This is a genomic window from Duganella sp. AC237, from assembly GCF_979254035.1.
On the sequence record NZ_CEEDEW010000003.1, the window covers coordinates 2,918,675 to 2,937,882 of the forward strand.

General features: G+C 62.8%; 16 protein-coding genes. 11 read left to right on the plus strand and 5 right to left on the minus strand.

The window, feature by feature from the left end; all coding sequences use genetic code 11:
* The first annotated feature begins 391 nt into the window (after positions 1 to 391).
* Positions 392 to 835, plus strand: a complete 444-nt coding sequence (locus AC0IYS_RS13310) for a hypothetical protein (RefSeq protein WP_471705592.1) — start codon at positions 392 to 394, stop codon at positions 833 to 835.
* A gap of 91 nt (positions 836 to 926) precedes the next feature.
* Here the strand turns inward: AC0IYS_RS13310 and AC0IYS_RS13315 are convergent, their stop codons facing one another.
* Positions 927 to 2,954, minus strand: a complete 2,028-nt coding sequence (locus AC0IYS_RS13315) for a methyl-accepting chemotaxis protein (protein WP_471705593.1) — start codon at positions 2,952 to 2,954, stop codon at positions 927 to 929.
* A 503-nt stretch (positions 2,955 to 3,457) separates the two neighbouring features.
* Between AC0IYS_RS13315 and AC0IYS_RS13320 the strand changes: the two genes are divergently transcribed.
* Both AC0IYS_RS13320 and AC0IYS_RS13325 read left to right on the plus strand, forming a co-directional pair.
* Positions 3,458 to 5,713 carry a carboxy terminal-processing peptidase gene (locus tag AC0IYS_RS13320; protein ID WP_471705594.1) on the plus strand — a complete coding sequence of 752 codons (2,256 nt, stop codon included), beginning with the start codon at positions 3,458 to 3,460 and terminating at the stop codon, positions 5,711 to 5,713.
* Positions 5,714 to 5,906: 193 nt separating this feature from the next.
* A complete protein-coding gene (locus tag AC0IYS_RS13325; protein WP_471705595.1) occupies positions 5,907 to 8,036 on the plus strand; it encodes a gluconolaconase in 2,130 nt (709 codons plus the stop codon).
* A 4-nt stretch (positions 8,037 to 8,040) separates the two neighbouring features.
* Here the strand turns inward: AC0IYS_RS13325 and AC0IYS_RS13330 are convergent, their stop codons facing one another.
* Complete coding sequence (locus AC0IYS_RS13330; RefSeq protein ID WP_471705596.1) at positions 8,041 to 8,211, minus strand: hypothetical protein; 171 nt, start codon at positions 8,209 to 8,211, stop codon at positions 8,041 to 8,043.
* A 5-nt stretch (positions 8,212 to 8,216) separates the two neighbouring features.
* On the minus strand, positions 8,217 to 8,642 hold the full coding sequence (locus tag AC0IYS_RS13335) for a hypothetical protein (protein WP_471705597.1): 426 nt from the start codon (positions 8,640 to 8,642) through the stop codon (positions 8,217 to 8,219).
* A gap of 388 nt (positions 8,643 to 9,030) precedes the next feature.
* On the opposite strand from AC0IYS_RS13335, the gene AC0IYS_RS13340 reads away from it, so the two are divergent.
* Positions 9,031 to 10,866, plus strand: a complete 1,836-nt coding sequence (locus AC0IYS_RS13340; RefSeq protein ID WP_471705598.1) for a glycoside hydrolase family 16 protein — start codon at positions 9,031 to 9,033, stop codon at positions 10,864 to 10,866.
* A gap of 55 nt (positions 10,867 to 10,921) precedes the next feature.
* Here AC0IYS_RS13340 and AC0IYS_RS13345 read toward each other — a convergent pair whose 3' ends face one another.
* The gene (locus tag AC0IYS_RS13345; protein ID WP_471705599.1) at positions 10,922 to 12,136 is read right to left on the minus strand and encodes an MFS transporter; all 1,215 of its coding nucleotides are present in this window, start codon (positions 12,134 to 12,136) and stop codon (positions 10,922 to 10,924) included.
* A 123-nt stretch (positions 12,137 to 12,259) separates the two neighbouring features.
* Between AC0IYS_RS13345 and AC0IYS_RS13350 the strand changes: the two genes are divergently transcribed.
* The 6 genes from AC0IYS_RS13350 to AC0IYS_RS13375 all read left to right on the plus strand — a co-directional run bounded on the left by AC0IYS_RS13350 (position 12,260) and on the right by AC0IYS_RS13375 (position 17,123).
* The gene (locus tag AC0IYS_RS13350; protein ID WP_471705600.1) at positions 12,260 to 12,712 is read left to right on the plus strand and encodes a winged helix-turn-helix transcriptional regulator; all 453 of its coding nucleotides are present in this window, start codon (positions 12,260 to 12,262) and stop codon (positions 12,710 to 12,712) included.
* 111 nt (positions 12,713 to 12,823) lie between these two features.
* A complete protein-coding gene (locus AC0IYS_RS13355) occupies positions 12,824 to 14,014 on the plus strand; it encodes an acyl-CoA dehydrogenase family protein (RefSeq protein WP_471705601.1) in 1,191 nt (396 codons plus the stop codon).
* 9 nt (positions 14,015 to 14,023) lie between these two features.
* Positions 14,024 to 15,163 (plus strand): acyl-CoA dehydrogenase family protein, encoded by a 1,140-nt coding sequence (locus AC0IYS_RS13360; protein ID WP_471705602.1) that lies wholly within the window; start codon positions 14,024 to 14,026, stop codon positions 15,161 to 15,163.
* Positions 15,160 to 16,191, plus strand: coding sequence for an alpha/beta fold hydrolase (locus AC0IYS_RS13365; protein WP_471705603.1), 1,032 nt, complete (start codon positions 15,160 to 15,162; stop codon positions 16,189 to 16,191). Before AC0IYS_RS13360 ends, AC0IYS_RS13365 begins: the two co-directional genes overlap by 4 nt.
* A gap of 43 nt (positions 16,192 to 16,234) precedes the next feature.
* On the plus strand, positions 16,235 to 16,696 hold the full coding sequence (locus AC0IYS_RS13370; protein WP_471705604.1) for a cupin domain-containing protein: 462 nt from the start codon (positions 16,235 to 16,237) through the stop codon (positions 16,694 to 16,696).
* 52 nt (positions 16,697 to 16,748) lie between these two features.
* Complete coding sequence (locus AC0IYS_RS13375; RefSeq protein ID WP_471705605.1) at positions 16,749 to 17,123, plus strand: YajD family HNH nuclease; 375 nt, start codon at positions 16,749 to 16,751, stop codon at positions 17,121 to 17,123.
* Positions 17,124 to 17,215: 92 nt separating this feature from the next.
* Here AC0IYS_RS13375 and AC0IYS_RS13380 read toward each other — a convergent pair whose 3' ends face one another.
* Positions 17,216 to 18,352: a GGDEF domain-containing protein gene (locus AC0IYS_RS13380; RefSeq protein ID WP_471705606.1), complete on the minus strand. Its 1,137-nt coding sequence runs from the start codon at positions 18,350 to 18,352 to the stop codon at positions 17,216 to 17,218.
* Between the two features lie 590 nt (positions 18,353 to 18,942).
* On the opposite strand from AC0IYS_RS13380, the gene AC0IYS_RS13385 reads away from it, so the two are divergent.
* Positions 18,943 to 19,200 (plus strand): hypothetical protein, encoded by a 258-nt coding sequence (locus tag AC0IYS_RS13385; protein ID WP_471705607.1) that lies wholly within the window; start codon positions 18,943 to 18,945, stop codon positions 19,198 to 19,200.
* Positions 19,201 to 19,208: the final 8 nt, after the last annotated feature.

Sequence of the window (19,208 nt, forward strand, 5' to 3'; positions counted from 1 at the left end):
GCAATGATGCGACAAATGTCGCATACGGTCAAGTAATCAAGCGGCCGCGCTCATAATCGAAAAAAGCCGCCACCATTCTACGGGGTCAAGTCTGACATTCGGACACGAACTGAACTATAGAGGTGAAAAAATGCCCAGAGTGAGATTGTGAGCAATTGTTATATCTGCAATCTAGTATGCTGCGTGTCCATCAATGAATACAGGCCCGGCAGTTTGACGGCTGGGAACGTGTCCGAATGTCAGACTTGACCCCAGGCCCAAGCCGTTTGACGGCTGGGAACGTGTCCGAATGTCAGACTTGACCCCAGGCCCAAGCCGTTTGACGGCTGGGAACGTGTCCGAATGTCAGACTTGACCCCAGGCCTTTGGCGGGCCTTTGGCGAGGATTTTTATGTTGAAAAAAGTAAGGCGGCTTTGTTTTTTTGTGTTTGTGGCGGCGGCAGCCGTGGCGTGCTCGCGCCTTGACCCGATCGCCAAGGCGATATTCGAGGACTTTGACGAGTCCGACCGGCGCACCGTCGATTTGGACCGCGCGCTTCCACAGCCGTGGAAAAGAGTCTGCATACTGGGCCCCTATTCGGACAACGAAATGACCCACGCGACGCTCGGCTTCAAGTGGAACAGCCAGGAGTTTTCCGAAGTCGGGAAGCATGAGGGCGTCACGCTGCTGGTCTTTGTTTCCGCCGATGAAAAGGTGGCGTTCTTCACCGACTACCCACGAGACAAGGGCGACTTTTCCAACCTGACGCGACAGTGTTTTGACCGGGCAAACGCCAGGTTCGAGCACGTCGCCAAACCATCCAAGGGGCGGCCGGGTCTGTTTCCACTCAAGTAGGTAAGGACGCGTTGGCCGACCGCACAAAAAAGCCGCCACCGTTTTCACGATGGCGGCTTTTCGCAAAGACGCTCGGAACTGCTTGAACAGCTTACTTGAGCGCGAGGTATTCCCGCTTGTCGCTGCCAAGTGCCGGCGCGGCTTTGTGGCTGCCCAGGTTGAAGATGCGCACCACCTGCTCGAGCTCGTGCGCCTGGTCCTGCAGCGCGTGCGCGGCGGCGGCCGCTTCTTCCACCAGCGCGGCGTTCTGCTGCGTGACCTGGTCCATCTGGGCGATCGCCTCGTGCACCTGGCCGATGCCGGCGCGCTGCTCTTCGCTGGCGCTGCTGATCTCGGACATGATGTCGGTCACGCGGCGCACGCTGTCGACCACTTCCTGCATCGTCGTGCCGGCCTGTTCGACCTGGCGGCTGCCGATGTCGACCTTGCTGACGGAGTCGTCGATGAGCGCCTTGATTTCCTTGGCGGCGGTGGCCGAGCGCTGCGCCAGGTTGCGCACCTCGGAGGCGACGACCGCGAAGCCGCGGCCCTGTTCGCCGGCGCGGGCCGCTTCCACGGCCGCGTTCAGCGCCAGGATGTTGGTCTGGAAGGCGATGCCGTCGATGACCGAAATAATGTCGACGATCTTGCGCGACGATTGGTTGATCGAACCCATCGTGTCGACCACTTGCGCGACCACTTCGCCACCCTTGGCGGCGATGCCGGAGGCGGCCAGCGCCATCTGGTTGGCCTGGGCGGCGTTGTCGGCGTTCTGCTTGACGGCGCTGCTGAGCTGTTCCATCGACGCGGCGGTCTCTTCCAGGCTCGATGCCTGTTCTTCGGTGCGTGACGACAGGTCCAGGTTGCCGCTGGCAATTTCGGCCGAGGCGGTGGTGATCTGTTCGGCGCCGGTGCGCACCTGGCCCACCACGTTCGACAGGTTGCTGCTGATGCCGTTCAGGGCACGCAGCACCAGGCCGATTTCATCCTTGTTGTCGATGTCCAGATGCACGTCCAGGTCGCCCTGGGCGATGCGGGTGGCCGCTTCCTCGGCGCGGGCCAGCGGACGCGAGACGACAGCGCGCACCAGCAGGAACAGCACGCCGGCGAAGATGACCAGCGCGGTCAGGCCGAGCGCGGCGTAGGTGTTGCGCAGGCTCTCGGCCTCGCGGGTGATTTCCTCGGTGTAGGTGCCGCCGACGATGAGCCAGTTCCAATCCTTGAAGGTCTTGAACTCGACCATCTTTTCGCGCGGCTCCTTGCCGTCGGCGTCGGGCCAGTCGTACGTCATGCTGCCTTGCTTGGCGGTGAGCATTTCCTGGATGAACAGGCGGCCGTCGGCGCTCTTGCGCTCGAACAGGTTTTCGCCTTCGCGCGAGCGGTGGATCAGCATCTTGCCCTGGTCCTTGCCCGGCGCCGCGTTCAGCACGTAGATGTAGCCGGTGTCGCCGATGGTGATGGCCTTGATTTTCTCCTTGAGCATCGTCATGTTCTTGGAGATGTCGAGGCCGATGAACAGCACGCCGATGACCTTGCCGCTGCCGTCCTTGATCGGATCGTACTGGGTGATGTACTGCTTGCCGAACAGGGTGGCCAGGCCGATGTAGCTGTTGCCGGCGCGCAGGGGAGCGTAGCTCAGGTGGGCGTGGTCGAGCTGGGTGCCGACGGCGCGGTCGCCGTTTTCCTTCTTCAGCGAGGTGCTCACGCGGACGAACTCGTCGCCATCGGCGGCGAAGATGGTGGCGATGACGCCGGTTTCGTTGGTGAATTTGTCCGGGATGCTGAAGTCCATGTTGAGCGGCTTGCCGTCATGGGCCAGGGTCGGGGTCGGCTTGCCGGCGATTTCGACCTTGGTGGACGGATCGAGCGAGAACTTGCCGGCACCGAAGCCGGCGGCGAACAGGCGGGCGAAGCTGGACGCCTCGTTGGTCATGGCGTTGTTGAACACCTCGACTGTGTTGCTGATGCCGTTGAGGGAATTGGCGACGTTGGACTTGGCGCGTTCCTTGAGCATGGACGAGGTGCTCATATTAATCAGGGTCAGCAGGACCGCGAGGATCACGCTGATCAGCGCGAAAGTGAAAACGGTAATCTTGGTGCCAACACCCCAGTTACGGGTATTCATAGTAAATGTGCTCATGGATCTCTTTAGAGAAAAAGTCTTGCTATTGGAATGCTCGTAGACGAGCGCGCTCCTGGGAGCGACTGGGTAAGGCGGCTACGAACTAAAGCGCCTCACCAGTGGAGGCGTGCGGGCACTGCCGAATCATTGCCTGGCAGGCCGGGTAATTAACTGTACTAGACAGCATGATAGCATAATTTTGCTGCAAAGCAATATGTTTTGATGGAATCTTTAGCGTTTTTCTTTTTGAAAACAGTAACTTAAATAAAATGTTTTGACGGCGGGACGGGGATTTTCGTGGCGGATTCCCGTCCAATTGCTGGACAGAAAACGATTTTCAGTTACTCTTAAGCTTGTACAGGGAAACTCTGGCGTCACGAGGCGGTGGCGCGGCTGCTATCCTGTAGAATAAAATCGTGTGGCGTGTTACCTCCGCACGCGCATTACCGAACCGCTGTACTGAATTGCATTACCGAATTGCGTTACCGATAAATGAGTTATTACGTTCCGGAGTAAAGCCGATGAAGAAGCAAATGCTGTTGGTGGCCATGATGTCGGCCCTGTCAGTCCAGGCCGGCGCAGCCGCGCCGGAAAAAGCGGCAGATACCCCACTCAAGCCCCAGGCGGGCCAAACCCAGGCGGCCGTTTGGGCGTCGCGGGTGCTGGGCAAGTTGCATTACAAGGCCGTGCCGCTCGACGACGCGATGTCCGAAAAGATCTTCGACCGTTATTTCAAGTCGCTCGACTCCGAAAAACTGTTCTTCACGCAAGCCGACGTCGACCAGTACGCCATCGTGCGCACCCGTCTGGACGACGCCATCAATGGCGAGAACCTCAGCGTGCCGTTCGCCATCTTCAACCTGTACCAGCAGCGCCTGACCGAGCGCATCGCCTATGCACGCGAGCTGGTCAAGACCGGCAAGTTCGAGTTCAACTCCGACGAGAGTTACCAGTACGACCGCGAAAAGGCCGAATGGACCAAGAGCGACGCCGAGGTCAAGGACCTGTGGCGCAAGCGCGTCAAGAACGAGTGGCTGCGCCTGAAGCTGGCCGGCAAGGATGACAAGAGCATCCGCGAGACGCTCGACAAGCGCTACGAGAACTACCTGATCCCGTCGCGCAAGCCGACCAACGAGGACGTGTTCCAGATCTTCATGAACGCCTACGCGATGTCGATCGAGCCGCACACCAATTACCTGGGTCCGCGCGCGGCCGAGAACTTCGACATCGCCATGCGCCTGTCGCTCGAGGGCATCGGTTGCGTGCTGCAAAGCCGCGACGACTACACCGTCGTGCGCGAAGTGGTGCCGGGCAGCCCGGCCGGCCTGTCGGGCAAGATCAAGGTCGGCGACAAGATCGTCGCCGTCTCCAAGGACGAGAAAACCCCGCTGACCGAAGTCATGGGCTGGCGCCTGGACGACGTCGTCGCGCTGATTCGCGGTCCCAAGGATTCGACCGTCAAGCTGGAGATCATCCCGGCCGACGCCGGCCCCGACGGCAAGCATTCGTTCGTCTCGCTGGTGCGCCAGAAGATCAGCATGGAAGAGCAGTCGGCCAAGAAGACCATCTACGAGGTCAAGGACGGCAACGCCAAGCGCCGCGTCGGCGTGATCTCGCTGCCGACGTTCTACCAGGACTTCGAGGCGCGCCGCAAGAACGAGAAGGACTTCAAGAGCGCCACGCGCGACGTCGCCCGCCTGCTGGCCGAGCTGAAGAAGGATAAGGTCGACAACGTGCTGATCGACCTGCGCAACAACGGCGGCGGCTCGCTCAACGAGGCGGTCGAACTGACCGGCCTGTTCATCGATAAGGGACCGGTGGTGCAGCAGCGCACCGCCGACAACAAGGTCGAGGTGGAAAGCGACACCAATGCCGGCATGGCGTGGGACGGCCCGATGGGCGTGCTGATCAACCGCGGCTCGGCCTCGGCGTCGGAGATTTTCGCGGCGGCGATCCAGGATTACGGCCGCGGCATCATCATCGGCGAGCCGAGCTTCGGCAAGGGCACGGTGCAAACCCTGTTCGGCCTGGACCGCTTCTCGCAGAGCGAAAAGGTCAAGTACGGCGAGTTGAAGTTCACCGTGGCGCAGTTCTTCCGCATCAACGGCGGCACCACGCAGCTGCGCGGCGTCACGCCGGACATCAAGCTGCCGACGATGTCGGACGCCGATTCGTTCGGCGAGTCGAGCTACGACAACGCCTTGCCGTGGACCTCGATCAAGCCGGCGGTCTACATTCCGGCCGGCGAGCTGAAGGAAATCGTGCCGATGCTGGACAAAAAGCATGACGCCCGCGTCGCCAAGGACAAGGACTTCCAGTACCTGGCCGAGGACATCGCCTTGGTCAAGAAGCAGCGCAAGGAAAACTCGATTTCGCTGAACGAAACCGTGCGCCGCAAGGAGCGCGAACAGCAGGAGGCGCGCGCCAAGCTGCGCGAAGCCCGTCTGCTGGCCAACACCCCTGGCGCCGACGATCCTATCCTGGTGCCCGATCCGAAGGACGCGCTGAACAAGGCGATCGCGGCCAAGCCGGCCAGCGGCAAGGCGGCGCCGGTGCCGAAAGTGGCCGCCGTCAAAGGCGCGCTGCGCAGCGACGACGGCCTGCAAGGCGCCGAGCGTACCCTGGCGGCCGAGCTGGAAGCGGAAAAGGCGGCCAAGGCGGCCAAGGACGTGCTGCTGAACGAAGCGGTGCACATCCTGTCTGACGAGGTTGGCCTGCTGAAGACCGATACCCGCATGGCGTCGCGCGTGTTGCCTTACGCTGCCGACTTGAAATAATACGGGGCGTATTGCCGCAAAGATATATGTTATGCCTTTGGTGAATATCCACCATTATGAAGATAAATTGGATATATATCGGACCCTCAGGCATCATTCTTCTGTCTCCTCTATTCTCCCTCCAAGGAAATAGATTTAGCCCGCTCTCGTAGCGGGCTTTTTTTTTGGGCTGCGTAACGTGTCTCCAACTCGATTGAAATTAATTTTGGCCGCGCTGGCGCTCGGTGGCGCGGCCATCGGTGGCGTCGTCGCCTACATACTGGTGCAGCCGCCTGCGGACAAGGGCGGGGCGGCTGCGCTGGCCGACAAGGGCACGCAGCGGCAGTGGAGCGCGCGCGTCACCACCATCGCCGGCGATGGCTTGCCGGGCATGAGCAACGGCAGCGGACGCCGCACCCGTTTTGCCGATCCGTTCGGTGTGGTACTCGATGCAGCGGGCAATTTGTACGTGGCCGATGGCGGCGACAACAACAGCATTCGCAAGATCGGCCTGGACGGCGTCAGCACGACATTCGCCGGCGGGGTAGAGGGGTACGCGGAGGGACTCGGCAAGGCGGCCTCGTTCAACACGCCTTCCGGCCTGGCGATCGATGGCGCCGGCAATCTGTATGTCGCCGACACCGGCAACAACGCGATCCGCAAGATCACGCCGGACGGCAAGGTCTCGACCTTGGCCGGCGGCGACGGCTTGGCGGGCGACAAGGATGGCCGTGGCGCAGCCGCCCGGTTCAACGGTCCGGTCGGCGTGGCCGTCGACGCTGATGGCGTCGTGTATGTGACCGATACCTACAACGACCGCATCCGCCGCATCGCGCGCAATGGCGACGTCACCACCATCGCCGGTGGCGGCCGCACCGGCAAGGCCGACGGTCTGGCGGCGCGGGCCTTGTTCGACCTTCCGACGGGGCTGGCGGTCGCCGCCAATGGCGACCTCTACATCGCCGACACCGGCAACCACGCGATCCGCAAGCTCGACAAGAGCGGCGTCGTCACCACCATCGCCGAGGCGAAGGACGACGAGCGCGCGTCGCTGTTGCGCTCGCCGGTCGCGCTCGCGCTGACGCGCGACGGCTATCTTTACCTGGGCAGTAATTCGCATGGCCGCCTGGCGCAGATCACGCCGGCTGGCGAGGTGGTGACGTTGATCGATGTCGATCATATGGCCGAGCCGGGCTACGGCCCCGACGGCAGCGTGCGCCTGTACGCGCCGCGCGGCATCGCGGTGGCCGGGGACGGCTCGTTGTTCGTGACGGACGGCGCCACCTATCGCTTGCATCATGTGGGCGCCGCGGTGGCGGGCCAGCCGGCGCCGCCGGACGAGCCGGCGCCGCCCGCGCCCTCGCATGGCGCCACCATGCTGTGGCCGGTCAAGCCGCAGGACAAGCGGCACGAGGTGGTCGGCTTGATGGGCGAGGTGCGCGGCGATTTCAAAGGCGAGAGCCGCCACCATTTCCACTCGGGGCTGGATGTGCAGGCGGCCATCGGCACGCCGGTGTTGGCGGTCACGGCAGGCAAGGTCACCGATCCGCGCCCGGTGTGGGGCTATGGCGAACTGTCGGAGGGCATCGCGTTCAATGGCCTGCAGTATATCCACATGCGCGTGGGGCGCGACGGGCGCGACAAGGTGATCGATCCGCGTTTCCAGGTGGTGAAGGACGAGAAGGGCGCGCCGGACGCGGTACGCGTCAAGCGCGGCACGCGGTTCCTCGTCGGCGAGACGCTCGGCAGCGTCAACCGCATGGCGCACGTGCATCTCGACTATATCCCGAACGGCGACGCGCTCAATCCGCTGAGCCTGCCGTTTATCGATCTGGAGGACACCATCGCGCCGAAAATCCAGAGCGTCACATTGAGCGATGCGGGCGGCAAGCCACTCAAGGAGATGGCCGGCGGGCGCTTGCTGGTGCGGCGCAGCCTGGGTGAGGTGCAGATTGTCGTGGATGCGTTCGATCAGATGGAAGGCGTGCAGGCGCGTCGGCGGCTGGGGTTATACAAACTTGGTTACCAGTTGCTCAATGCGGACGGGGAGCGTATTCCGGGCATGGAGCAGCCGCTGATCACGCAGTTGTACGACAGGATTCCGCGCAATCGGGAAGCGGTCAAGCTGGCGTACATGGAGGGCAGCGGCATCACCGTGCACGGCAATGCGGAGACGCGTTTTGCGTACGCGATCAACAATTCGCTCATGCACGGCAAGCTGACGCCAGGCGCGTGGAAGGTGGGTGCGCTTGCTGCGGGCAAGTACACGTTGCGCATCACCGCTGAGGACTACGCCGGCAACGCGGCGGTAAAAGGCCGCGACCTGGCCATTACGGTCGAGTAAGGCATCAGGGTTTGCCGCGCAGGCGGCGGCGCAGGCGGTAGTTGTCGGCCGCCAGCGCGATCAGCGCGATCACCGTCAGCGCACCCAGCCCTTGCTCGCCCAGATAGTGCCAGAACGCCCACGCGAAGCCGGCGCACACCAGCGCGGTCAATATCAGTAACAGATCGTCTATCATGTCGCTCACCTCTGAATGGCCGCGTACTTGTGCGTCGCCTTGCCCGCCACCTTGGACCGGTAGATCCCCGGTGAGCGATAAAGTTCCGCCGCCAGCCACGGACGGTGCAGATGGTGCGTGCGCGCATAGAGCAAAACGTCGGCCACACTGGCGCCGCCCGACATCGACCGCCCCGTGGCCACGGCCAGGCTGCCAATGCACGCGCCGGCGTAGAACGCCGCCGACAACGTACCGATCATCCCCAGCTTTTCCAGCCGCGTGCCGGCTCCGATGAGATCGGCGATGGTGGCCGTCTTGCCGAACTTGTCGATGCTCGCCAGCAGCACCGTGAGCGTGGTCAGGCTGCTCTGCAATGTGCCAAACAGGCTGTCCGGCGCGGGCAGCCCGAGGGCCTCCATATTCTCTTTGAAATACTGGTGGAAATTGGACATCGGACTCTCCGCGCTTATCAAATTGATCTCAGTCGCCAGCATAAGTGTGTGTCCGGACCGCGCGTTGACGCGCATCATGCGGCGCACGTTTGCGCTTTGGCGTTGACAAAAAAAGTTTATCGGAATATATTTTCTGCAGGAATTGGAATCGTTTCCAAATTCATTTGGAAAATAGTGTCCGGACAGCGATCCGGACCGGCAAGGGGACTGTAGTGACTAGCAAAACGCCTCGTAGCGAAGGCGCCCGTGCGTCCGCTTTTTTTGAAGATGGCGCCGCGTCCTTTCCCTCTCGCCGCAACGCAAGCGCCGACACCGACCGTGCCGGAATGGAGCGGGCCGGATCATTGTCCGGTTCGAATTTGAGGAAGTATCGATACGAGGAGTCATTGTGAATAAACAGAAATTCGTTCTGTCCGCCGTCGCCACCAGCATCGTGCTGGCGTACGGCGCGCCGGTGTCGGCCAGCGTCACCAGTCCCGTCATCGGCGCGCTGTTGTGGTCCGAGGAATTCAATGGTCCGACGCTGAACACGAGCCTGTGGAACACCTACGACGGCAACGGCTGCCAGATCGGCCTGTGCGGCTACGGCAACCAGGAGCTGGAATACTACAGCCCCAACAACCTCTCCATCGTCAACGTGCCGTTCGAGTCGGCCACGCGCGCGCTGGCGATCAAGGCGCAGAACCAGACCATCGGCAGCAACGTCTTCACCTCCGGCAAGATCGACTCGGCCAACAAGGTGCAGGTGCAGTACGGCATGATCGAGACGCGCATCGCCACGCCGCCGCTTGGCGTTGGCCTGTGGCCGGCCGCGTGGATGCTGGGCACCAGCCCGCAGGCGTGGCCGCGCAAAGGCGAGATCGACATCATGGAAATGGGGCACAAGGCCAGCAGCCGGGCCTCCGCCTCGCCGACGCCGGGCATCGACAACTTCACCGCCTCCAACGTGATCACCTGGCAGCAGGCCGCCTGCGTGCCGGGCAACGAAAGCTGCGCCGCCTCGACCGCGTGGCAGACCAAGAGCTGGTACGTGCCGGGCCAGTCGCTGGCCAACCGCTTCGTCGTCTACCGCTTCTACTGGACCGAATCGCAGATGCGCTTCACGGTGGTCGACAACGGCGTCGAACACGATATGTACAACGGCCCGCTGCCGGTCAACTCGACCGCGCTGCAGGCGCCGTTCTACCTGCTGTTCAACCTGGCCGTCGGCGGCAACTTCACCGACGCCGCCACGCCGGCGCAAGTGACCGCGCCACTGCCGGGCACGATGTACGTCGACTATGTGCGCGTCTACCAGCTGGACGGCAAGGGCTCGGTCAAGCTCGGCAACCAGACCGTGCCGGAAGTGGGCAAGTTCGGCGTGTTCACCGACAACACTGTGGTCAACAACAAGCTGGTGGCCGGCACCACGTCCGATATTTTCGTATGGAACAACGCCTCGGTCTCTGCCGGAAACTTGCCGCCGTATGAAGGCAGCAACTCCATGTCGTGGAGTTACAACACGCCTGGCCAATGGTTCGGCGGCAGCGTGCAATCGCGCGCCGTGCGCGACCTGAGCAACTTCCGCAACGGCACCGTCAAGCTGAAGATCAAGATCCCGGCCAACGTCGCCTTCACGATCGGCATCGGCGACACCTATACCAACCAGCACTCGGTCAAGTTCCCGGCCAACGCCACCACCTACGGCCTGGTGCGCAACGGCGATTGGGGCACCGCCACCATCCCGGTGGCCGACCTGGCCGGTCCGCTGGTCGCGCTGCAATCGGTGGCGGACGTGTTCCAGATCGCCAGCGACAGCACGGCCTTGCCGACCGCCGCCTTCCAGATGGCTATCGACGACATCATCTGGGATACCGGCGTGCCGACGCCGACGCCGACACCAACACCAACACCAACACCAACACCAACACCAACACCAACACCAACTCCAACACCAACTCCAACCCCGACCCCAACTCCAACGCCTACGCCTACGCCGGCCGTCACCCAGACCAGCGCGACGATGTTGAAGTTCGGTTGGAACTCGTCGTCCTGGGCCGACGTGCACTACACCGTCAACGGCGGCGGCCAGATGAATGTCCGCATGACGCAAAGTGGCGGCGCCAACAGCTACACCGCCAGCGGCCTGAAGATCGGCGACGTGGTCCGCTACAGCTTCACGTATTGGGACGCGGCCAATAACTACGCGGTCGACACGGCGCCCCAAACGTACACGATGAAGTAAATAAACCCCTGGGGTCAGTGCCGACTTTCGGACACGAGCACAACAGCAATGTCGTTCAGTTCGTGTCCGAATGTCGGCACTGACCCTGCGGGTTGCATTGCGGTTGGCGCAGAGTCGCGGCCCAGAACAGCAGGGCGGCCGCGCTGACGGCGCCACCCAGCAGGCACACGCCGGTCCAGCCGGCTGCCTCGTACATCGACGTCGCGGCGATCGCGCCGCTGCCGCTGCCCACCGCGTAGAACAGCATGTAGCAGCCCACCAGCCGGCTGTGCGCCGCCGAACTGGCGCGGAAAATCAAACTTTGATTGGTCACCTGCAGCGCCTGCACGCCAAGGTCCAGCGCCAGGATGCCGATGACCAGTGCCGCCACCGCAAGCGAGCCGCTGCTGACACCGAACAGCCAAAGCGGCAACCACGCTAGCAATAACAACAGCAGCCCGCCGCAGCTGGTCTTTTGCGCCCAGCCGCGATCCGCCCACCGTCCCGCGCGCGACGCGGCCAGCGTGCCGGCCAAGCCCACCAGCCCGAACGCGCCGATGGCCGTATGCGAGTAATTGTAGGGCGGCGCGCTGAGCGGCAGCACCAGCGCGCTCCACAGGATGCCGAACGCGGCGAACATCAGCATGGCGATCGTGCCGCGCACCTGTAGCACGCGGTTACGCCGCAACAAGGTGAACATCGAGCCGATCAACTGCGCATAGGGCAGCGGCCGCGCCGTCGCGGGCAGCACGGGCAATGTGCGCCACAGCAGCGCCGCCATCGCGATCATCGCCAGCGCGGAGCTGGCGTAGACGGCGCGCCAGCCGGCGATATCGGCAATCAGTCCGGCCAAGGCACGCGCCAGCAGCAACCCGGCCACCACGCCGCCCTGCGCGGCGCCGACCACGCGGCCGCGCTCTGATTCTGCCGAGGCGCTGGCGGCGTAAGCGATCAGGCCTTGCGTCATGGCCGTGCCCAGTAGGCCGAGCGCCAGCATACCCATCATCAGCGCCGCGGCGTTCGACGCCAGGCTGACGCCGGCGAGGGCGGCACTCAACGCCACCAGTTGCGCCAGCATCAGACGCCGTCGCGGCAGCAGATCGCCCAGCGGCACCAGCAACAACAAGGCGAGCACGCTGCCCACTTGCGTGACGGTGATGACGCCGCCGGTGGCGGCCCGGCCTATGGCGAAATCGGCGGCCAGCGCGTCGAGCAGCGGCTGGGCGTAGTAGACGTTGGCAACGCTGAGCCCGCTGGCGCAGGCGAATAGCGCGACCAACGGACGGGGCATGGAGCCTTGGATGGAACGGGATGGGGAATGCATCGTGGCCTCTAAACTGGTTGCAAAACAAAACCAGTTGAAGTCTAGTCATTCTAGTTTTAAAATGCAACCAAAGAATTCGAGGACACGCCCATGGCAAAACGTAAGTCGATGCAGGATGACGCCTGTCCGGTGGCCCGCTCGCTCGACCTGGTCGGCGACCGCTGGTCGATGCTCATCGTGCGCGACGCCTTCGATGGCATTAGCCGCTTCAGCGACTTCCAGCGCAACCTGGGCGTGGCCAAGAACATCCTGTCGGACCGGCTGAGCGCGCTGGTCGAGCAGGGTGTGCTGACAGTCCAGCCGGCGTCGGACGGCACTTCGTACCAGCAATATGTGCTCACGCCGAAAGGGGAGGGTCTGTTTCCGGTGGTGGTGGCGCTGCGCCAATGGGGCGAACGCCATCTGTTCGCCAGCGGCGAGCCGCATTCGCTGCTGGTCGAAAAAGCCAGCGGCAAGGTGGTCGCGCCGATGCTGCCGCACGATCACGCAGGCCATGTGTTAACGGCTGCCCACACGCTAGTAAAGAAAATCACGGTAAAGTGAACAAAGCCGCCGATTCTGTCGCCCTATGTAAATGGGCACGTGCGCATTGCATATTGCGGTAGAATTATTTGAACGGTCGTGCTTTTCAGCGGCGAACCACATGGAGACAGCATGGATTTGAATTACACGGCGGCGGACTTGGCTTTCCGCGACATGGTGCGGGCTTTCCTCGACGCCAACCTCCCGGCCGACTTGCAAAAGAAGGTGCGCAACCATCTCCGCCTGGGACGCCGCGATTACGTGCGCTGGCACCAGATCGTCGCCAACCAGGGCTGGGCCGCGCCGTCGTGGCCGGTCGAATATGGCGGCCCGGGCTGGACGCAGACGCAGCGCCACATCTGGGAAGAGGAGTGCGGCCGCGCCGGCACGCCGCCGATCCTGCCTTTCGGCGTCAACATGGTGGCGCCGGTCATCATGGCCTTCGGTAACGACGCGCAAAAAGCCTACTACCTGCCGCGCATCCTCAATTGCGAGGACTGGTGGTGCCAGGGCTACTCGGAACCCGGTTCCGGCTCGGACCTGGCGTCGCTCAAGACCACCGCCGAGCGCGTGGGCGACCACTACATCGTCAACGGCCAGAAGACCTGGACCACGCTGGCCCAGCACGCCGACATGATCTTCTGCCTGGTGCGCACCGACAGCACCGTGCGCAAACAGGAGGGCATCTCCTTCCTGCTGATCGACATGGACTCGCCGGGCATCACCGTGCGTCCGATCATTATGCTCGACGAGGACCACGAGGTGAACGAGGTTTTCTTCGACAACGTCAAGGTGCCGGTGCAGAACCTGATCGGCCAGGAAAACAAGGGCTGGACCTACGCCAAATACCTGCTGGGCCACGAGCGCACCGGCATCGCCGCCGTCGGCCGCTCCAAGCGCGAGCTGCTGTTCCTGAAGAAGATCGCGTCCGAGCACTTCAAGCACGGCAAGCCGCTGCTGCAGGACCCGGTGTTCGCCGCCAAGGTGGCCAACCTCGAGATCGAGCTGATGGCGCTGGAGACGACGGTGCTGCGCGCGATCACGCGCGAATCGCACACGCCGGGACCGGAGGCGTCGCTGCTGAAGGTGCGCGGCACCGAGATCCAGCAGATGCTGACCGAATTGATGGTTGAAGCCTTGGGGCCGGACGCCTTCGCCTTCGACACCGACTATCTGGAAGGCCGGTCCGACCACGCCGTCACCGGCGACGACGCCGCCGCGCCGCTGGCGGCCTACTACTTCAATTTCCGCAAAACGTCGATCTACGGCGGCAGCAACGAGATACAGAAGAACATCATCACCCAGATGATCCTGGGACTGTGAGGGAACGGCATGGATTTCAATTTTAAAGAAGAGCAGCTGCAGTTCGCCGATGCCCTGCGCCGCTGGATCGACAAGGATTACGGTTTCGATGTGCGCAAGCGCATCGTGCATTCGGCGACCGGCGTCTCGGACGTCGCCTGGAACACGCTGACCGAATTGGGCATGCTGGCCTTGCCCGTGCCGGAGGCGCAGGGGGGATTCGATGGCAACGCCGTCGACATGCTGGTGGTGATGCAGGAGTTGGGGCGCGGCCTGGTGGTCGAGCCGTACTTTTCCACCGTGTGGGGCGCGCGCTTCCTGGCGTTGGCGGGCAACCAGCACCGCCTGCTGGAGGATGTCGCCAAGGGCGAACTGAAACTGGCCTGCGCGCTGGGTGAAAAACAATCGCGCCACGACCTGGCCGACATCAAGACCATCGCCGGCATCAACGGCGAAGGCTATCGCATCGACGGCACCAAGACGGTGGTGATCCACGGCGGCCAGGCCGACGCGTTGATCGTCTCGGCCCGCAGCGCCGGCGCCCAGCGCGACGCCAACGGTATCAGCCTGTTCGTGGTGCGCGCCGACACGCCCGGCGTGACGGTGCGCGACTACCGCACCATCGACGGCCTGCGCGCGGCCACCGTGCAGTTCAGCCATGTGGCGGTGCCGGCGTCGGCGCTGTTAAGTAAGTTGGGCGGCGGTTGCGAGATGCTCGACGAGGCGGCCGATTACGGCACGACTTTGCTGTGCGCCGAGGCGCTGGGCGTGATGGACGCGCTGTTCACCGCCACCTTGGAATATATGAAGACACGCAAGCAGTTCGGCACGCCGATCGGCAGCTTCCAGGCGGTGCAGCACCGCATGGCCGACATGTACATCCACCTGGAGCAAGCGCGCTCGATGGCGATGCTGGCGGCGGCGCGCATGTCCTGCGGCGACATCGAGGAGCGGCGCCGCGTGGTGTCGGCGGCCAAGGTGCGCATCGGGCACGCGGCCAAATTCATCGGCCAGCAGTCGGTGCAACTGCACGGCGGCATGGGCGTGACCGACGAGCTGCCGGCGGCGCACCACTTCAAGCGCCTGACGACGATCGAGGCGACGCTCGGCGATGTCGATCATCACCTGGAACGGTTTATCGCGCAACGCGGGTTTGGGCAGCATTCATGATGCGCGGTTTTCGCATATTAGCGGCCGCTTGCGCCGCGCTGCTGATGCATGGCGCGGTGCATGCCGCCGAGGACTGCGTGGAGCCGACGCCGGACCCCACCAACACCTACGACGCGCAACACACCTACGAGAAACTGGCGCCCAAGTATCCGGCGATCCGCATCGCCAGCGCCGGCGTGCCGGCCGATGTGCGGGTGGTGGCCGACCAGACGTATATTCAATACGGTACGCATTGTCTGAAGTTGGATATGTATCTGCCGACGAACGCCAAGCAGGATTTGCCGGTGGTGGTATTTGTGCATGGCGGTGGCTGGCGTTCCGGTTTCCGCTCGGAGTTCGTGCCGATGGCGTTGCGGCTCGCACGCAATGGCTACGCGTCGGTCACGGTCTCCTACCGGCTGGCGGGGGAGGCGATGTATCCGGCGGCGGTGCACGACGTGCGCGCGGCGGTGCGCTGGGTGCGCGAGCACGCCGGCGAGTATGGGCTCGATCCCCGGCGCATCGCGCTGGCGGGCGGCTCGGCCGGCGGGCAGATCGCCAGCCTGGCCGGGGTGACCGGACATATGAACCAGTTCGACCCGGGGGCGGCGACCAGCGATGTGTCCAGCGCGGTGCAGGCGGTGGTCAATATCGATGGCTTGTCCGATTTTACGTCCGAGGCGGCGCGGGCTAACGAGGATGATCCGAAGAAGCCGGTGTCGGCGGCCGGGTACTGGTTCGGCGGGCGCTATGCGGAGAAGGCGGCGTTGTGGCGCGAGGCGTCGCCGATCCAGTATGTGAATTCGAGCATGCCGCCGGTGCTGTTCATCGGCAGCGCGCAGCCGCGCTTCGCGGTCGGCCGGGAGGAGATGGTCGAGAAGATGACGCAACTGCGCGTGCCGAGCAAGGTGGTGCTGCTGCCGGATACGCCGCATTCGTTCTGGCTGTTCGATCCGTGGCTGCAGCCGACCGTGGATGTGACGGTGGCGTTCTTGAACGAGCAGATGCCGTCGCGGCAGGCCAAGCGGTTTTCGCGGAAGGCGGAGTAGTGGGCAGTTATTCAAACATACGCACCATCCAGGGAGGTCACTAATGCCTGTCTTCACGACGGATCAACTGATTCGCGAGGTTAGCGCTGTAGAGGGTTCCACGGCGCCGAATCAAACGCTCTGGATTAGCGAAGCCGGCGAGCTTACGCAGTTTGGCGCATTCATCGAGGTCCTGCAGCCTGGCTGCAGGTCTTCCATCAAGCATTGGCATAGTGCGGAGGATGAGATGGTCTACGTCCTTGCAGGTGAGATCACCGTAATCGAGGGCACGTCCGAGACGCTGATGCGTGCCGGCAGCGCCGCCACCTTCCGCGCGGGAGTGCAGCTTGGGCACTATCTGGAAAATCGCAGTGCTGTTGAAACGCGTTGCCTGGTTGTTGGAACACGTGCGCCGATCGATCGAATCACGTATCCAGAGCATGACAGGGTATGCCTTCGCGATCGTTCCCTCCCGGATGACATATGGATCGACGCGGCCGGTCGGCCCGCCTCCAGTCCGTACTAGCAGCATAGCTAAGGGGGCAGTCTATGATCGTCTATTCGGGAAAGGAATAAGCATGACCGTTGGGAAAAAACCGGACGCCGCGCGGCTGGACAAAATTGTCGCTGACGCACGGCGCGCTGCCGACCAGCGCGAGCTGGGTTACCGTGAGCGCTCGCTGAAAATGTATCCATGGGTGTGTGGACGCTGCATGCGCGAATTCACGCATACCAATGTGTCACAACTTACAGTGCACCATCGCGACCACAATCACGACAACAATCCGCCTGATGGCAGCAACTGGGAATTGTTGTGCCTTTACTGCCATGATAACGAACACTCGCGTTATCTTGAGGCCGACCGGGGACCTGGTTTGAAATCGGCCGAGGTCGCGCCGGCAACGCATAATCCGTTTGCCTCATTGGCCGGTTTGATGAAAAAGAAAGAATAAGATTGGGCGGGTGCCGACGGCGCTAAGAGTCACAAGGCGTTAGAGTTTCGGCTTTTGCAATCCGCTTTCCGCCGGGCGCCGAGCCTGCGCGCTCACGCCGCCTCGCTGCGGTTGCGGCCCGCCGCCTTGGCGCGGTAGAGGGCGGCGTCAGCGCGCGCCATCAGCGCTTCCAGGCTCTCGTCTGGCGCTTGCTGGCTGGCGATGCCGATGCTGACCGTATAGTCCGGCAGGTCGCCTCCGCGCGCCGCGAACAGCAATGCCTGGATGCGTTGCGCTATCGCTTTCGCCCGATCGGCCGTGGTGCCCGGTAGCAGGACGATGAATTCCTCGCCGAAGCGCGCCACGTGGTCGATCTCGCGCAGGGCCGAGACGGTGGTGCGCGCCGCATGCACCAGCACCTGGTCGCCGACTGCGTGGCCGTACTGGTCGTTGATCGCCTTGAAGTAATCGAGGTCGATGCTGAGCACAGTCATCGGCTCGCCGTGGCGTTTCATCAGCGCCACCTCATGGCAGTAGGCGGCGAACCCGCGCCGGTTCAGCACCCCGGTCAGTGGGTCCGAGTTGGAGCGGTGCTCCATCACAACCTGCAGGCGCCGCGTGGCGACGGTCATGAAGCCGACCGCCATCATCAGCGTCATAAAATTGGCGGTCAACAGAAAAATGCCCTGTACTGTCCCATTGCTGGCGTTGCTGGTGCCGACCGCGCCGCTGAGCGCCGCGAACAACCGCAACAGCAGCACCAGCGACTGCACCAGCAACAGCGCGCCGAAGAACCGGCTGGAGAAGTGGCGTTCGCCATGGCGTACCAGCAGCACCAGTTGCGCCACGTAGAACGACAGCGTCAACAATGAAAACACCGCCACCCGCAACGCGTAGTCCTGGGTGATCACATACCAGCCGACCAGACAGACCATGCCGGCCACCCACGCCAGCGCCAGCCACCACCAGCTCGGCTTGCGGCCGTAGAATACCTGGGTGCCGATCAGCATCAGCCCGGCGGCGCCCAGCATGGTGCTATTGGCCAGGAACAGTAACAGCGCTTCCGGCATCAGTGGCCCTGCGCAGAATAGCAAGCCGCTCATCGTCAGCGACAACATCCCGAGCGACTGATGGCCCAACCCTCGCACGTCGGCAGGGAAGCTGCGGTAGGCGGAAAACAACACGATGGTCATCGCTGCCGCCATCAGGGTCGACGTCAGAACGATGGTTGTGGGGTCGAGCAATATCACAGTGGCAAGTCGGAAGATGTCGTGATCCGCAAGGATACCAGCAACTTCCACGATGCCGTGAGGCTAATCGGTGTTCCGGTCGTTCCACCACCACATTAGGACGCTCCTACCTGTTGCGGACCGTGACGATCATCCGCCCGGGTTCGCCATAAAAGTAGTCATCGTTGCACGAGGCAACGTAGGTCTTGCGGCCCGGATTGCTGGCGTTGACCTCGAAGCGCCACCACCCTCTGCTGTAGCTGAGACGACGCGTCAATTGGCGTGAAATTCCGCACCTTGCCTCGCCGGATCAGAAAGTCGGTGCCGATCGGTCCGGCAGCCCCGACGTTCTGCTGGGTCGGCTGGCACTGCGGTGCGGCTATGGTTGCTACTTCGGACTGCTGAAGCTCTCTCAATGGATTGTTCATGATAGACCTGCTGGATTGAAGCTGTACTACGGGCTTGACTTGCGGCGCTCGTATCCCAAGGCGATGTGGGAATTGGTGAGCTTTGTCTTTGAGCAACCTGGTATGCTTGCTGACAGCCCGAGCGCGGCAAGGAGCCACGGCTCGCCAATGTAAAACTGAAGAATCTATCTACTAGGGCATCGATTGGACAAAATCATTGTTTTGCGGATTTCCGATAATGACGGCGTAGACTTGAATGGCGTCAGACTACGTTCAACAACTGAGGTCACGGAAGCTCTTGAGAAAATCTCCGCCGAAAGCCCGGACATGATAGTCGCTGTCGACGCCACCGATTCCGAATGGTATGAATCTATAGGGAAGGTCGTTTACGGTAGCCACAGGGCTGGGTTTTCCGGTGAACGGTTTCGCATATTTATCGATGGCAAACCCGTGGAAACCTAACATGGAGC

Bases quoted from the DNA above. Each gene is read 5' to 3' on its own strand.
- AC0IYS_RS13335 (WP_471705597.1), bottom strand. From the start codon at position 8,642: ATGTCCAATTTCCACCAGTATTTCAAAGAGAATATGGAGGCCCTCGGG.
- AC0IYS_RS13375 (WP_471705605.1), top strand. From the start codon at position 16,749: ATGACCGTTGGGAAAAAACCGGACGCCGCGCGGCTGGACAAAATTGTC.
- AC0IYS_RS13350 (WP_471705600.1), top strand. From the start codon at position 12,260: ATGGCAAAACGTAAGTCGATGCAGGATGACGCCTGTCCGGTGGCCCGC.
- AC0IYS_RS13345 (WP_471705599.1), bottom strand. From the start codon at position 12,136: ATGCCCCGTCCGTTGGTCGCGCTATTCGCCTGCGCCAGCGGGCTCAGC.
- AC0IYS_RS13370 (WP_471705604.1), top strand. From the start codon at position 16,235: ATGCCTGTCTTCACGACGGATCAACTGATTCGCGAGGTTAGCGCTGTA.
- AC0IYS_RS13365 (WP_471705603.1), top strand. From the start codon at position 15,160: ATGATGCGCGGTTTTCGCATATTAGCGGCCGCTTGCGCCGCGCTGCTG.
- AC0IYS_RS13330 (WP_471705596.1), bottom strand. From the start codon at position 8,211: ATGATAGACGATCTGTTACTGATATTGACCGCGCTGGTGTGCGCCGGC.
- AC0IYS_RS13355 (WP_471705601.1), top strand. From the start codon at position 12,824: ATGGATTTGAATTACACGGCGGCGGACTTGGCTTTCCGCGACATGGTG.
- AC0IYS_RS13320 (WP_471705594.1), top strand. From the start codon at position 3,458: ATGAAGAAGCAAATGCTGTTGGTGGCCATGATGTCGGCCCTGTCAGTC.
- AC0IYS_RS13360 (WP_471705602.1), top strand. From the start codon at position 14,024: ATGGATTTCAATTTTAAAGAAGAGCAGCTGCAGTTCGCCGATGCCCTG.
- AC0IYS_RS13315 (WP_471705593.1), bottom strand. From the start codon at position 2,954: ATGAGCACATTTACTATGAATACCCGTAACTGGGGTGTTGGCACCAAG.
- AC0IYS_RS13310 (WP_471705592.1), top strand. From the start codon at position 392: ATGTTGAAAAAAGTAAGGCGGCTTTGTTTTTTTGTGTTTGTGGCGGCG.